The following is a 12,178-nucleotide window of genomic DNA, read 5'->3' as shown; positions in this document are numbered from 1 at the left end:
CCGGCGTGAGCCGGGGTTTTTCGTTTGGCAGGTCGCTCCCGGGCTGCTGTCAGCGCCGCTCGATGGTGAAACGGCCCACACCCACGCCCAGATCCCAGCCCTTGCCCGTGCCGGCCAGCGCCAGCGAGACGTCGCCCTTGGTCATCACCTGCGCATTTCCGGATTTCTCCGCGCCAGCATGCGCTTCAACCGACGCGTAGGAGCCGAGCAGATCGTTGACCGCGTACGCGCCGGAGAACTTGCCCTTGCCATCCACGATCCTGGACTTGCCCACCGTCAGCCCACCGCCCTTGGCGGTGATCTTGACCGGGATGCGCGCGCCGTTGTCGCAGGTGATGGTGCCGGTGCCCGACGCGGTCTTGTACAGCACAGACCAGCCCGCCAGGTTGTAGTGCAGCTTGCAGTCGATGTTGCCGGCGGCCTGTGCGGCGGGAACCGCGCCCAGGCTTGCCAGTGCAGTCAGTGCCAGGGAAAGCGTCTTCATTGCAGTGCACTCATGCGGAAAGGAACGGCCCAGAATCTAGCAGCGCGCGCATCGCGCCAGCATGTGGCCGCCTACGCGCATGCGGCCACCGTTCAGTAGCGCCGGCCGCTGGCCGGCTGCATCGGTTCGGCATGGCGTACGCGGCGCCGGCCAGCGGCCGGCATTACGCGCGGGTGTGGAGGTCAAAGCTGTCCGCGTCCAGCATCGCCGGAAAACGCGCGCGGTGCGCGGCCAGCGCCGCCGCCGAGATGGTGGTGGTGACTACCTGCTCGCGTTCGCGGATCTCCACCTGCGGCTGGCCGAGGCAATCGATCACCGCGCTGTCGCCGGCGTAGTGCAGGTCGTTGCCGTCGATGCCGACCCGGTTGACCGCGGCCACGTAGCACAGGTTCTCGATCGCACGGGCACGCAGCAGTGTGCGCCACGGGTAGGCACGCGCGGAGGGCCAGTTGGCGACGAAGATCTGCAGGTCGAAATCCAGGTCGTTGGCACGCTCCACGTTGTAGCGGTTGCGGCAGAACACCGGGAAGCGCAGGTCGTAGCAGACCTGCGGATTGATCCGCCAGCCCTTCCAGTCCACGCTCAGACGCGCGTTGCCGGCGGCATAGCGCAGGTGCTCGCCGCCGTAACGGAACAAATGACGCTTGTCGTAGTACTGCAGGTCACCATCCGGCGTGGCCCACAGCAATCGATTGAACACGCCCTCCCCCACCCGCAGCTGCACGCTGCCGGTGACCGCCGCGCCCAGCCGCGCCGCCTGCTCGCGAAGCCAGGCCACGGTCGGGCCGTCCATGTTCTCGGCCTTGTCGATGGCGTCGTTGGAGAAACCACTGGTGAAGGTCTCCGGCAGGATCACCAGATCACTCTGCCCGGCCAGCGGTGCCAGCAGCGCACCGTAGTGCGCTCGGTTGCCGGACGGATCATGCCAGCGGGTGTCGCCCTGGACGAGGCTGATGCGCAGATCGGGGCGTTCGGCGGCGGTCATCACAGCCCCTGCAGACGTGCGATCGCCGCGTCCAGCGTGGCGTCGTTCTTGGCAAAGCACAGCCGCACCAGGCGCTGGCCTCGCGGCGCGGTCTCGTAGAACGGCGACAGCGGAATGGCGGCCACGCCCTTCTCGATGGTCAGCCACTTCACGAACTCGTGGTCAGGTAGATCGCTGATCGCCGAATAGTCGACCAGCTGGAAGTAACCGCCCGGCACCGGCAGCGGGGTCAGGCGGGTGGTCAGCAGCTGTTCGCGGAAGCGGTCGCGCTTGGCCTGGTAGAACGCGCCCAGTTCCAGGTGGTGTTCGGGCTCGTCACGGATCATCGCAGCGAAGCCGTACTGCGCCGGGCCGAAGCTGGTGAACGTGTTGTACTGGTGGACCTTGCGGAACTCGGCGCTCATCGCCGGCGGGGCGATGGCGTAGCCGATCTTCCAGCCGGTGCAGTGATAGGTCTTGCCGAAGCTGGAAATCACGAACGCGCGCTCGCGCAGCTCGGGGTAGCGCAGCGCCGATTCATGGCGGCGGCCGTCGTAGATGATGTGTTCGTACACCTCATCGGAGATCAGGTAGATGCCGGTGCCGCGCAGGACGTCGGCCAGCGCCTGCATGTCCCCGGCAGTCAGCATCGCACCGGATGGATTGTGCGGGGTATTGACCATCAGCAGGCGGGTCCGCGGGGTGATCGCCGCACGCACGCGGTCCCAGTCCACCGCGAAGCTCTGCGGGTCCAGCGGCACGTGTACGGCCACCGCGCCGGCCAGCGCGATGGCCGGCTCGTAGCAGTCGTACGCCGGGTCCAGCACGATCACTTCCTCACCCGGGCGCACCACGGCGTGGATGGCGTTGAAGATCGCTTCGGTGGCGCCACTGGTCACGGTGATCTCGGTATCCGCATCGACCTGCGCGCCGTACAGCTCCAGCGACTTCTGCGCGATGGCCTGGCGCAGCGGTGCCACGCCGGTCATCGGCGGATACTGGTTCAGCCCGCCGTGCATGGCCTTGACCGTTTCATCGATCAGGCGCTGCGGCGCGGAGAAGTCCGGAAACCCCTGCCCAAGGTTCACGGCACCGTGCTCGGCGGCCAGCTGGGACATCACGGTGAAGATGGTGGTGCCCACCTTGGGCAGCTTGGTCTGGGGTTGCATCGGCAAAGAATGAAGAGGAAAGGGGGAAAGGCCAGTGTACGCAAAACGTCCGCGGCCATGATGGCCCTCCCTCCACCCTGCCACCTCACCCCCGCTACAATGGCGGCCCTTTCCCGGTGTGAAGCCTGAGCCCCTTGAACGCTCCTCCGTTGCTGGCCGCGCAAGGCCTCGGCTTCAGTCGCAACGATGAACCGGTCTTCGGGCCGCTCGACTTCCATATCGATGCCGGTGAAGCCCTGCTGGTGCAGGGCGACAACGGCGCCGGCAAGACCACCCTGCTGCGGGTACTGGCCGGGCTGCTGCGCGCCGACAGCGGCCAGGTGCAGATCGATGGCCGCGTGGCCGGTCACAAGGAACGGTCGCAGTATGTGGCGTACCTCAGCCACCTGCCCGCACTCAAGCCGGACCTGGACACGCTGGAGAACCTGCATTTCCTGTGCGGCCTGCATGGCCGCCGCGCGCGCCAGATGCCCGGCAATGCGCTGGCCATCGTCGGCCTTGCCGGCTATGAGGACACCCTGGTCCGCCAGCTCTCGGCCGGCCAGAAGCGTCGCCTGGCACTGGCCCGGATCTGGCTGTCGCCGGCCCCGCTGTGGCTGCTCGACGAGCCCTACGCCAATCTCGACCTGGACGGCATCAACCTGGTGAACCGCATGATTTCCGCGCATCTGCGCAGTGGTGGGGCCGCCCTGGTCACCACCCACGGCGCGTACGCCGCCCCGCCCGTGCGCACCCGCCTGATCGACCTGACGCCCGCCGGGCACCCCCCGGTCGCCATCGGCGGTGCCGCATGATCGCGCCGGGCACCGAACCGGGCCTGTGGCAGACCGCCTGTGCCCTTGTCACGCGCGACCTGCGCCTGCTCTGGCGCCGCCGTGGCGACGCGCTGCAACCGCTGCTGTTCGCGCTGCTGGTGGTGGTGCTGTTCGCGCTGGCACTCGGCCGCGAGTCATCGCTGATGGGTCAGGTCGGTGCGGCGGTGCTGTGGCTGGCGGTGCTGCTGGCCGGCCAGCTGGCGCTGGATTCGCTGTTCCGCAGCGATGCCGAGGACGGTTCGCTGGAGCAATGGCTGCTGGCACCGGTCCCGCTGGCCTGGCTGGTGCTGGTACGGGTGCTGCTGCACTGGGCCACCACCGCGCTGCCGCTGATCGCCATCACGCCGCTGCTGGTCGAAATGCTGCACGTGCCACATGACCAACTACCGATCCTGCTGGCATCGTTGCTGCTGGGAACGCCGGTGCTGAGTCTGATCGGTGGCGTGGTCGCCGCGCTGACGGTGAGCATCCGGCGCTCTGGTATTCTCGTGGCGTTGCTGGCCCTGCCGTTGTACGTACCGGTGCTGGTGTTCGGTGCGGGCAGTGTCGGCGCTGCGGCACGCGGGCAGGATCCGGTCGGTGCGCTGCTGCTGCTGGCCGCCGGGCTGGTGGTGGCACTGGTGCTGGCGCCGCTGGCGACGGCTGCCGCCATCCGGATCTCGCTGAGTTGAGCTGCTGTTCCCGTGCCACCGTTCCAGTGTCATCGTTTAACGAGCCACTCCACGTCCGTTGGATCGTCGCCCTTCGTTGGATAGCCACTGCCGCATGCACCCGATAGTCCGCTGGTTCCATCAACTCGGTTCACCGCCCACCTTCGACCGCTTCGCCACGCGGTGGTCGCGCATCTTCTATGTCGCCGCGGTGCCGGTGCTGCTGCTCGGCATGTGGCAGGGCCTGTTCGTGGTACCTGCCGAGCAGACCCAGAACGATGCCTTCCGGATCATCTACATCCACGTGCCCAGCGCGTGGATGAGCCTGTTCGTGTTCGCCCTGATGGCCTTCTACGCGGTCATCGCCCTGGTGTGGCGGATCAAAATCTGCGAAATCCTGGCAATGGCCTGCGCGCCGATGGGCGCCGGCTTCACCCTGATCACCCTGCTCACCGGCAGCATCTGGGGCAAAGGAACCTGGGGCGGCTGGTGGGACTGGGACCCACGCCTCACCAGCGAACTGATCCTGCTGTTCCTGTACCTGGGCGTGATCGGTCTCTACCACGCCATCGACGACCGACGCAGCGCCGCACGCGCGGCCGGGCTGCTGGCCATTGTCGGCGTCGGCCTGCTGCCGGTGATCCGCTATTCGGTCGACTGGTTTGGCGGCCTGCACCAGCGCCAGTCGATCAACGTGTTCGGCACCAACGCAGTGCGCCCGGAGCTGATCGCCCCGCTGTGGTGGATGGTGGTGGCCACCAAACTCTGGTTCGTCGGTTCGCTGCTGGCCAAAGCGCGCGTCGACAACCTCGCGCGCGAGGCCGGCAAGGCCTGGGTCGGCGAGCGCTTCGGCGACACCGCGCCGGCCACATCCGAGGAGCTGCCGCGATGACGCACGTCCCCTTCATCATCGCCGCCTACGCGGTGTTCGTGCTGGTGCTGGGAAGCGACGCGCTCGGCTCCTGGCTGCGTCTGCGCGTGGCCCGGCGGCAGGCACTGCGACGCCAGCAGCGGTTGCAGGCGCGCACCAAGGCGCTTCCCGACACGCCGCTGGCCACGGAGCTCACCCGATGACCCCGTCGCAGCGTCGTCGCATGGTCTGGGTGCTGCTGCTGCTGCTCGCCTCGGGGCTGGCAACCACGCTGGTGGCCTTCGCGCTGCAGCGGAACATCGCCTATCTCTATACGCCGTCGGAAGTGCTGCGCGGCGATGTGGATGCGCAGTCGCGCTTCCGGCTTGGCGGCATGGTGGTCAAGGGATCGTTCGAGCGCGCATCCGGTTCGCTCGATGCCCATTTCGTGGTGACCGACGGTGATGCCGTGCTGCCGGTGACCACTTCGCGCATCCTGCCGGACATGTTCCGCGAAGGGACCGCCGTGGTGGCCAGCGGCCGCCTGCAGGACGGCCGCTTCATTGCCGATGAAGTGCTGGCCAAGCACGACGAGAACTACATCCCCAAGGAAGTGGCCGACAAAATGGGCCAAGCGCATACCAGGCACGACGTGACCATGCCCGCTGCGGAGACCCGCTGAGTGCTGCCCGAACTGGGGCAGGTTCTGCTGGTGAGCGCCCTGCTGATGGCCCTGCTGCAGGCCGTGCTGCCGCTGTGGGGCGCCCAGCGCGGCCAGCAGGCCTGGATGGCGGTGGCGCGGCCGGCGGCCTTTGCCCAGCTGGCCCTGCTGCTGGGCGCGTTCGCCGTGCTGACCGTGGCCTTCGTGGTGCAGGACTTCTCGGTGCGGTACGTCGCCGAGAACTCCAACTCGCTGCTGCCGATGGCGTACCGTTACTCGGCGGTATGGGGTGCGCATGAAGGCTCCCTGCTGCTGTGGGCGCTGGTGTTGGCGCTGTGGAGCGGCGCGGTGGCGCTGTGGTCCAGACGGCTGCCGCCGGACGTGCGCGCACGCGTGCTTGGCGTGCTCGGCATCATCAGCATCGGCTTCCTGGCGTTCCTGATCTTCACCTCCAATCCATTCGCGCGGCTGCTGCCGGCGCCGCTGGAAGGCCGCGACCTGAATCCGCTGCTGCAGGACCCCGGGCTGATCATCCATCCGCCGATGCTGTACCTGGGCTATGTCGGTTTCGCCGTGCCGTTCGCCTTCGCCATCGCTGCCCTGCTGGAAGGCCGCGTGGATGCACGCTGGCTGCGCTGGACCCGGCCGTGGACCAACGTGGCGTGGGGCTTTCTGACCCTCGGCATCGCGCTGGGCAGCTGGTGGGCGTACTACGAACTCGGCTGGGGCGGCTGGTGGTTCTGGGACCCGGTGGAGAACGCCAGTTTCCTGCCGTGGCTGGCCGGTGCCGCGCTGATCCACTCGCAGGCGGTCACCGAGAAGCGCGGCAGCTTCGCCAGCTGGACACTGCTGCTGGCCATCGCCGCATTCGCGCTGTCGCTGCTGGGCACCTTCCTGGTGCGCTCGGGCGTACTCACCAGCGTGCATTCGTTCGCCGCCGATCCCTCGCGCGGCACCTTCATCCTGGTGTTCCTGGCCCTGGTCGTCGGTGGCGCGCTGCTGCTGTACGCGCTGCGCGCCGGTGCGCTGGGCAACGATGATCCCCGGCGCGGGTTCATGCCGACCTCGCGCGAGACCCTGCTGCTGGCCAACAACCTGCTGCTGGCCGCCGCCTGCGGCATGGTCCTGCTCGGCACCCTGTACCCGCTGCTGGCCGATGCGCTCGGGCTGGGCAAAGTCTCGGTCGGCCCGCCGTATTTCGGCACCCTGTTCGTGGTGCTGATGGCGCCCCTGGTGGCGCTGCTGCCGTTCGGGCCGCTGGTGAACTGGCAGCGCGACCAGGCCTCGCGCGCGCTGGCCATGCTTGCGCCGTGGGCCGCGCTGTCGCTGCTGCTGGGCGTCATCGCCTACTTCATGGCGCCGCAGGGCGCACTCAAGACCGCCGCCGGCGTTGCCGCTGCGGCCTGGGTGGCGCTGGGCACCGCGCGCTTCGTGTGGACCCGCCTGCGTGGCAACGGTCGTTTCAACGCCGAGATGGTCGGCATGCTGCTGGCCCACGGCGGCGTGGCGGTGTTCCTGGCCGGCGCGCTGCTGGTGGAGGCGCTCAACGTGCAGCGCGAAGTCGCCCTCGCTCCGGGCCAGGCAGTGCAGGTGGGCGCCTACGAACTTCGCTTCGAAGGCGTGGACCACCAGCAGGGCCCGAACTACAGCGCCGACCGCGGCCACGTCCGCGTGCTGCGCCACGGCCGCGAGCTGGCCCTGCTGCATCCGGAGAAACGCGCCTATGCCAGCGGCGGCCAGGTCATGACCGAAGCCGGCATCCATGCCCGCATCAGCGGCGATGTGTACGTGGCGCTGGGCGAGCCGCTGGGCAACAATGCGTGGGCCGTGCGCGTGCACATCAAACCGTTCGTCCGCTGGATCTGGCTGGGCGCGCTGTTGATGGCCCTGGGTGGCTTCGTCACCGCCGCCGACCGCCGTTTCCGTCGCCCGTAGGAGTTCCCATGTCCGATCCTCGCCCCACCCCGTCCCGCCCGCTGCCACCGGTTGCGATCGTGATCGGCGTGCTGTTCTTCTTCGGGCTGCTGGGTCTGATGGTGTATGGCGTGATGAAGTCCGGCGCGCCCGACCGCGATGTGCTGCCGTCCGCGCTGATCGGCAAGCCCGCCCCTGCTTTCCAGCTGCCGGTCCTGCACGATCCCACCATCACCGTGAGCAGCGCCGAGCTGCGCGGCGCGCCCTACGTGCTCAACGTATGGGGCAGCTGGTGCGCGGCCTGCCGTGAAGAACACCCGGTCCTGACCCGCTTCGCCGAAACCAAACGCGTGCGCGTGATCGGCTACAACTGGAAGGACGAACCGGCCGACGCGCTGCGCTGGCTGGAGCAGCTCGGCAACCCGTTCGTGCTGGTCCTGAGCGACGTCGAGGGCCGCACGGCCATCGACTGGGGCGTCACCGCCGCGCCGGAAACCTTCCTGGTCGACGCCAGCGGCGTGGTGCGCTGGAAGTACAGCGGCGCGCTGAGCCAGCGGGTGATCGATACCCAGCTGATTCCCGAACTGGACAAGGTGGAACGCGCCAATGCCGATGCCCAGCATCATCTGCCGGCCGCACCGTAACCCGCGCGCGCGGGCACGCGCCGCGCTGCTCGCGCTGGCGCTGCTGGCGCCGCTGGCGGCGCTGGCGCAGGCCGTGTCCGACCCCACCCCGCTGCAGTACCGCAACGCCGCCGAGGAAGCGCGCTTTCATGCGCTCACCGCCGAACTGCGTTGCGTGCAGTGCCAGAACCAGTCACTGGCCGATTCGGATGCGCAGATCGCCCACGACCTGCGCCGGGAAGTGCTGGCGCTGATGCAGCAGGGCCGCGACGATGCCCAGATCAAACAGTTCCTGGTCGAGCGCTACGGCAGCTTCGTGCTGTACCGGCCGACGATGGATGCGCGCAACGCACTGCTGTGGTTCGGCCCGCCGCTCGCGCTCCTGGCCGGTGCCGGCGTGCTGGTGTGGGTGGTGCGCCGGCGCGGCCGCCACATCCAGCCTATCGAACAACGCGAGGATCACTGGTGAGCGAGTGGCTGATGGTGCTGGCCGGGCTGGTCGCGGCGGTCATGGCGATGGTGGTGTTGTGGCCGCTGCGCCGCACCGGCCGCGGGCCCTTTCTCGGTGGGGCGCTGGCAATGGGCATCGCCGGCGCGTCGCTGTATCTGCTGGTAGGCACACCGCAGGCGGCCGAGGAAGCGCAACGCACCGCCCCGGCGACGCTGCGCGACGGTGTGCAGGACCTGGAGCAGGCGCTGGCGCGTGACCCGCAACGCGCCGACGGCTGGGCACTGCTGGGACGTTCGCAGTTGGCGCTCGGCAACCTCGAGGCCGCCAACCGCGCCTATGCACGCGCCATCGCGCTCGCACCGGATGAGCCGGTGGTCCTGGTCGAAGCGGCGCAGGCACGCGCCCAGGCCGACCCGGACAAACGCTTCGACGATACCGCACTGACGTGGCTGCGCCACGCCGCCCAGCTCGCGCCCGAGAGCGAACGCGCCGGCTGGCTGATCGGCATCGCACAGCGCCAGCGCGGCCAGGATGCCGACGCTGCCGCCACCTGGGAAGCGCTGCTGCCGCGCCTGGACCCGGGCGCGGCCACTGCGTTGCGCGAGCAGATCGCCATCGCCCGGGCCAGCGCCGGGCTGCCGGCCGGCCCCGCCGACGCCAGCGCCGCGCGCCCCGGCCTGACCATCAAGGTCATGCTCGACCCGCAGTTCGCCGCGCGTGCACGCCTGCACGGCGATACCAGCGTGTTCGTCATCGCCCGGGTACCGGGCGGCCCGCCAATGCCGGTGGCCGTGGAAAAACACCGCGCCGATGCACTGCCGCTGGTGGTCACGCTGGACGATGCCGACAGCCCGATGCCGACCCAGCCGTTGTCGGCGCTCGACGAGGTGGAGGTGTTCGCCCGGCTGTCCGCGTCCGGCAACGCCACCCGCCAGGAGGGCGACCTCGACTCGGCCGTGGTGCGCGTGAGCCTGCCCCATGCCGCCCCGGTGCAGCTGGTGCTGGGCTCGCCCTGAGCGGGCGATCACCGCGATACAGCGTGCCGCCAGCGGCACCGTGCACCGATTCGGGCGAGCTAGAATGCCCGCATGACTGAATTCATCCCACCGGGCACGCGCTACCACGCCTTGCCCTCGCCGTTCGCGTTCAAGCGCGGCGGCCAGTTGCATGGCGCCCATGTCGCCTATGAAACCTGGGGCACGCTGGATGCGCAGGCCGGCAATGCGATTCTGCTGGTGACCGGCCTGTCGCCGGACGCACATGCCGCCGCCAATGCGGGCAATCCGGCTGCCGGCTGGTGGGAGCCGATGCTCGGGCCGGGCAAGCCGATCGATACCAACCGCTGGTTCGTGGTGTGCGTCAACTCGCTGGGCAGCTGCAAGGGCTCCACGGGACCGGCCAGCATCGACCCGGCCACCGGGCAGCCGTATCGCCTGCACTTCCCGGAGCTGTCGATCGAGGACGGCGCGAACGCGGCCATCGATCTTGTGCGCGCGCTCGGCATCGACCAGCTCGCCTGCGTGATCGGCAATTCGATGGGCGGCATGACCGCGCTGGCCGTGCTGCTGCTTGCACCCGGCATCGCACGCAGCCACATCAACATCTCCGGCAGCGCGCAGGCGCTGCCGTTCTCCATTGCCATCCGCTCGCTGCAGCGCGAAGCGATCCGCCTCGATCCGCGCTGGGATGCCGGCCAGTACAGCGAAGACAGCTATCCCGAATCGGGCATGCGCATGGCGCGCAAGCTCGGCGTCATCACCTACCGTTCGGCGCTGGAATGGGACGGCCGTTTCGGTCGCGTGCGGCTGGATTCGGACCAGACCGACGACGATCCGTTCGGCCTGGAGTTCCAGGTCGAAAGCTATCTCGAGGGCCACGCGCGTCGCTTCGTGCGCTTCTTCGACCCCAACTGCTACCTGTACCTGAGCCGCTCGATGGACTGGTTCGACCTGGCCGAGTACGCCGACGGCGACGTGCTGGCTGGCCTGGCCCGGATCCGGGTGGACAAGGCCCTGGCGATCGGCGCCAACACCGACATCCTGTTCCCGGTGCAGCAGCAGCAGCAGATCGCCGACGGCCTGCGTGCCGGGGGCGCCGATGCGCAGTTCATCGGGCTGGATTCGCCACAGGGGCACGACGCCTTCCTGGTCGATTTCGCACGCTTCGGCCCGGCCGTGGGCGACTTCCTCGGCACGCTGTGACGCACCTGCGACGCTACCTCGCCCTCGCTGCGGCCGGCGCCCTGATCGCCATGACGGTCACCGGCGCGCTGCCGCTGTGGGCCGCAGCCTGGTACGCGCTGACCAGCGCGGTGGCATTTACGCTGTATGGCGTGGACAAGCGCGCCGCGCAACGCGGCACCTGGCGCACGCCCGAACGCACCCTGCAACTGCTGGCCTTCGCCGGAGGCTGGCCGGGTGCCCTGCTCGGCCAGTCCGTGTTCCGCCACAAGCACCGCAAGACCGCCTTCCAAGGGATCTTCGTGCTATGCGCCGTGGCCAACGTCGCCTCGCTGGCCGCCCTGCTCAGATAGTACCGGCCGCAGGCGGGTACCACGACCAACGGCAACGGTGGATCTGCTAGCCTGCCCGTGCACCCGGCAACTCGGACCGGGCCAGGACTGCCGTTCAAGGAGGAATGCCATGCATCCGTGTTCGATCTCTCTGTCCCCCCTGAAGAAGGTCGTCTCCACGGCCCTGCTGCTGTCGGCACCGCTGCTTGCCGGCGCTGCGTCCCCGGGCACCTTCTTCGATGCCGTCGAACAATACGGCGCGGACAATTTTGCTGGCTGTACCCGGACGTTGGACACGCTGTTCAACAGCGGCGGCGCGTTCCCCGCCGGTGGCGAACTGCTGCTGGTCGAATGCGCGGCAGCCTCCGGCGATCGCGCTGCCGCGCTGGCCTATATCGACGCCCTGCTGCCCACCGGCCGTCTGCCGCTGGACGACCTGCGCACCAAAGCGCGGCCTGGCCTGGACGCCCTGCGCGCCGATCCGGTCTGGCCATCGGTGCTGCAACGCATCGCCGCCGAAGAACACAGACACGCCGCACAACGCGATGCTCCCCTGCGCGACGCGCTGCTGCAGCGCGAGGCGAAGGACCAGGCCGCCCAGCACGCGGCGGTCGCGGCCGGCGGCGGCAGCGCCTGGGCGCAGACCACGCCGGTAAGCGTGGAAAACGCCACCTGGCTGAAAGCAACGGTTGCCGAGAAGGGCTGGCCGGAGCGCTCGCGGGTAGGCGCCGATGGCGCCAAGGCCGCCTGGGTGATCGTGCAGCACGCCGATCATGACCCGGCCTTCCAGGCCGAGATGCTGCCACTGATCGAGACCGCCGCAAGGCGCGGTGAAGCCGACTTCGCCGACTACGCCCTGCTCACCGATCGCGTGCTGCTCGCCCAAGGCAAACCGCAGCGCTACGGCAGCCAGTTCAAGGAGAACGCCGACGGCATCTTCGAGCTCCAGCCCACTGCCGATATGGACGGGCTGGACGCACGCCGCCGCGAGGTGGGACTGCAGCCGCTGGCCGCCTACAAAGCCGTACTGGCAGAGATGTACGGCAAGCAAGTTCGCTAGCGCCGGCCGGAACGCCACCGCAGTC

At 69.0% G+C, this 12,178-nt stretch carries 15 protein-coding genes; 12 read left to right on the top strand and 3 right to left on the bottom strand.

Features of this window, described 5'->3' with window-relative positions; translation table 11 throughout:
• Positions 1-49: 49 nt before the first annotated feature.
• From ACPEH8_RS06130 to ACPEH8_RS06120, 3 genes are all read right to left on the bottom strand, one after another.
• Positions 50-484, bottom strand: a complete 435-nt coding sequence (locus ACPEH8_RS06130) for a hypothetical protein (protein ID WP_136003298.1) — start codon at positions 482-484, stop codon at positions 50-52.
• A 163-nt stretch (positions 485-647) separates the two neighbouring features.
• On the bottom strand, positions 648-1,469 hold the full coding sequence (locus ACPEH8_RS06125; protein WP_262072296.1) for an amidohydrolase: 822 nt from the start codon (positions 1,467-1,469) through the stop codon (positions 648-650).
• Positions 1,469-2,617, bottom strand: a complete 1,149-nt coding sequence (locus ACPEH8_RS06120; RefSeq protein ID WP_153165358.1) for a pyridoxal phosphate-dependent aminotransferase — start codon at positions 2,615-2,617, stop codon at positions 1,469-1,471. The genes ACPEH8_RS06125 and ACPEH8_RS06120 overlap by 1 nt, the downstream gene beginning before the upstream one ends.
• 134 nt (positions 2,618-2,751) lie before the next feature.
• Between ACPEH8_RS06120 and ccmA the strand changes: the two genes are divergently transcribed.
• The 12 genes from ccmA to ACPEH8_RS06060 all read left to right on the top strand — a co-directional run bounded on the left by ccmA (position 2,752) and on the right by ACPEH8_RS06060 (position 12,153).
• The gene (gene ccmA / locus ACPEH8_RS06115; RefSeq protein WP_165699834.1) at positions 2,752-3,411 is read left to right on the top strand and encodes a heme ABC exporter ATP-binding protein CcmA; all 660 of its coding nucleotides are present in this window, start codon (positions 2,752-2,754) and stop codon (positions 3,409-3,411) included.
• Positions 3,408-4,103, top strand: a complete 696-nt coding sequence (gene ccmB / locus ACPEH8_RS06110) for a heme exporter protein CcmB (protein ID WP_423666293.1) — start codon at positions 3,408-3,410, stop codon at positions 4,101-4,103. The genes ccmA and ccmB overlap by 4 nt, the downstream gene beginning before the upstream one ends.
• Positions 4,104-4,197: 94 nt before the next feature.
• Positions 4,198-4,974 (top strand): heme ABC transporter permease CcmC, encoded by a 777-nt coding sequence (gene ccmC, locus ACPEH8_RS06105; protein WP_423666291.1) that lies wholly within the window; start codon positions 4,198-4,200, stop codon positions 4,972-4,974.
• Positions 4,971-5,156: a heme exporter protein CcmD gene (locus ACPEH8_RS06100; protein WP_017357315.1), complete on the top strand. Its 186-nt coding sequence runs from the start codon at positions 4,971-4,973 to the stop codon at positions 5,154-5,156. Before ccmC ends, ACPEH8_RS06100 begins: the two co-directional genes overlap by 4 nt.
• A complete protein-coding gene (ccmE, locus tag ACPEH8_RS06095; protein ID WP_017357314.1) occupies positions 5,153-5,614 on the top strand; it encodes a cytochrome c maturation protein CcmE in 462 nt (153 codons plus the stop codon). Before ACPEH8_RS06100 ends, ccmE begins: the two co-directional genes overlap by 4 nt.
• On the top strand, positions 5,615-7,528 hold the full coding sequence (locus ACPEH8_RS06090; protein ID WP_136003289.1) for a heme lyase CcmF/NrfE family subunit: 1,914 nt from the start codon (positions 5,615-5,617) through the stop codon (positions 7,526-7,528). It abuts the gene before it with no gap.
• 8 nt (positions 7,529-7,536) lie between these two features.
• A complete protein-coding gene (locus ACPEH8_RS06085) occupies positions 7,537-8,151 on the top strand; it encodes a DsbE family thiol:disulfide interchange protein (protein WP_136003288.1) in 615 nt (204 codons plus the stop codon).
• Positions 8,120-8,599, top strand: coding sequence for a cytochrome c-type biogenesis protein (locus ACPEH8_RS06080; protein ID WP_423666340.1), 480 nt, complete (start codon positions 8,120-8,122; stop codon positions 8,597-8,599). The genes ACPEH8_RS06085 and ACPEH8_RS06080 overlap by 32 nt, the downstream gene beginning before the upstream one ends.
• Positions 8,600-8,610: 11 nt before the next feature.
• Entirely contained in the window at positions 8,611-9,597 is a 987-nt protein-coding gene (locus tag ACPEH8_RS06075) for a tetratricopeptide repeat protein (protein ID WP_423666338.1), read from the top strand.
• Positions 9,598-9,669: 72 nt separating this feature from the next.
• On the top strand, positions 9,670-10,782 hold the full coding sequence (metX, locus tag ACPEH8_RS06070; RefSeq protein ID WP_313242285.1) for a homoserine O-acetyltransferase MetX: 1,113 nt from the start codon (positions 9,670-9,672) through the stop codon (positions 10,780-10,782).
• A gap of 50 nt (positions 10,783-10,832) precedes the next feature.
• Positions 10,833-11,114 carry a DUF1294 domain-containing protein gene (locus tag ACPEH8_RS06065; protein ID WP_051008570.1) on the top strand — a complete coding sequence of 94 codons (282 nt, stop codon included), beginning with the start codon at positions 10,833-10,835 and terminating at the stop codon, positions 11,112-11,114.
• Positions 11,115-11,223: 109 nt separating this feature from the next.
• Entirely contained in the window at positions 11,224-12,153 is a 930-nt protein-coding gene (locus ACPEH8_RS06060) for a DUF6624 domain-containing protein (RefSeq protein WP_423666289.1), read from the top strand.
• Positions 12,154-12,178: the final 25 nt, after the last annotated feature.

It is taken from the genome of Stenotrophomonas sp. NPDC077461, from assembly GCF_049545475.1.
GTDB lineage: Bacteria > Pseudomonadota > Gammaproteobacteria > Xanthomonadales > Xanthomonadaceae > Stenotrophomonas > Stenotrophomonas nematodicola.
This window is presented reverse-complemented; position numbering and strand designations above follow the sequence as displayed.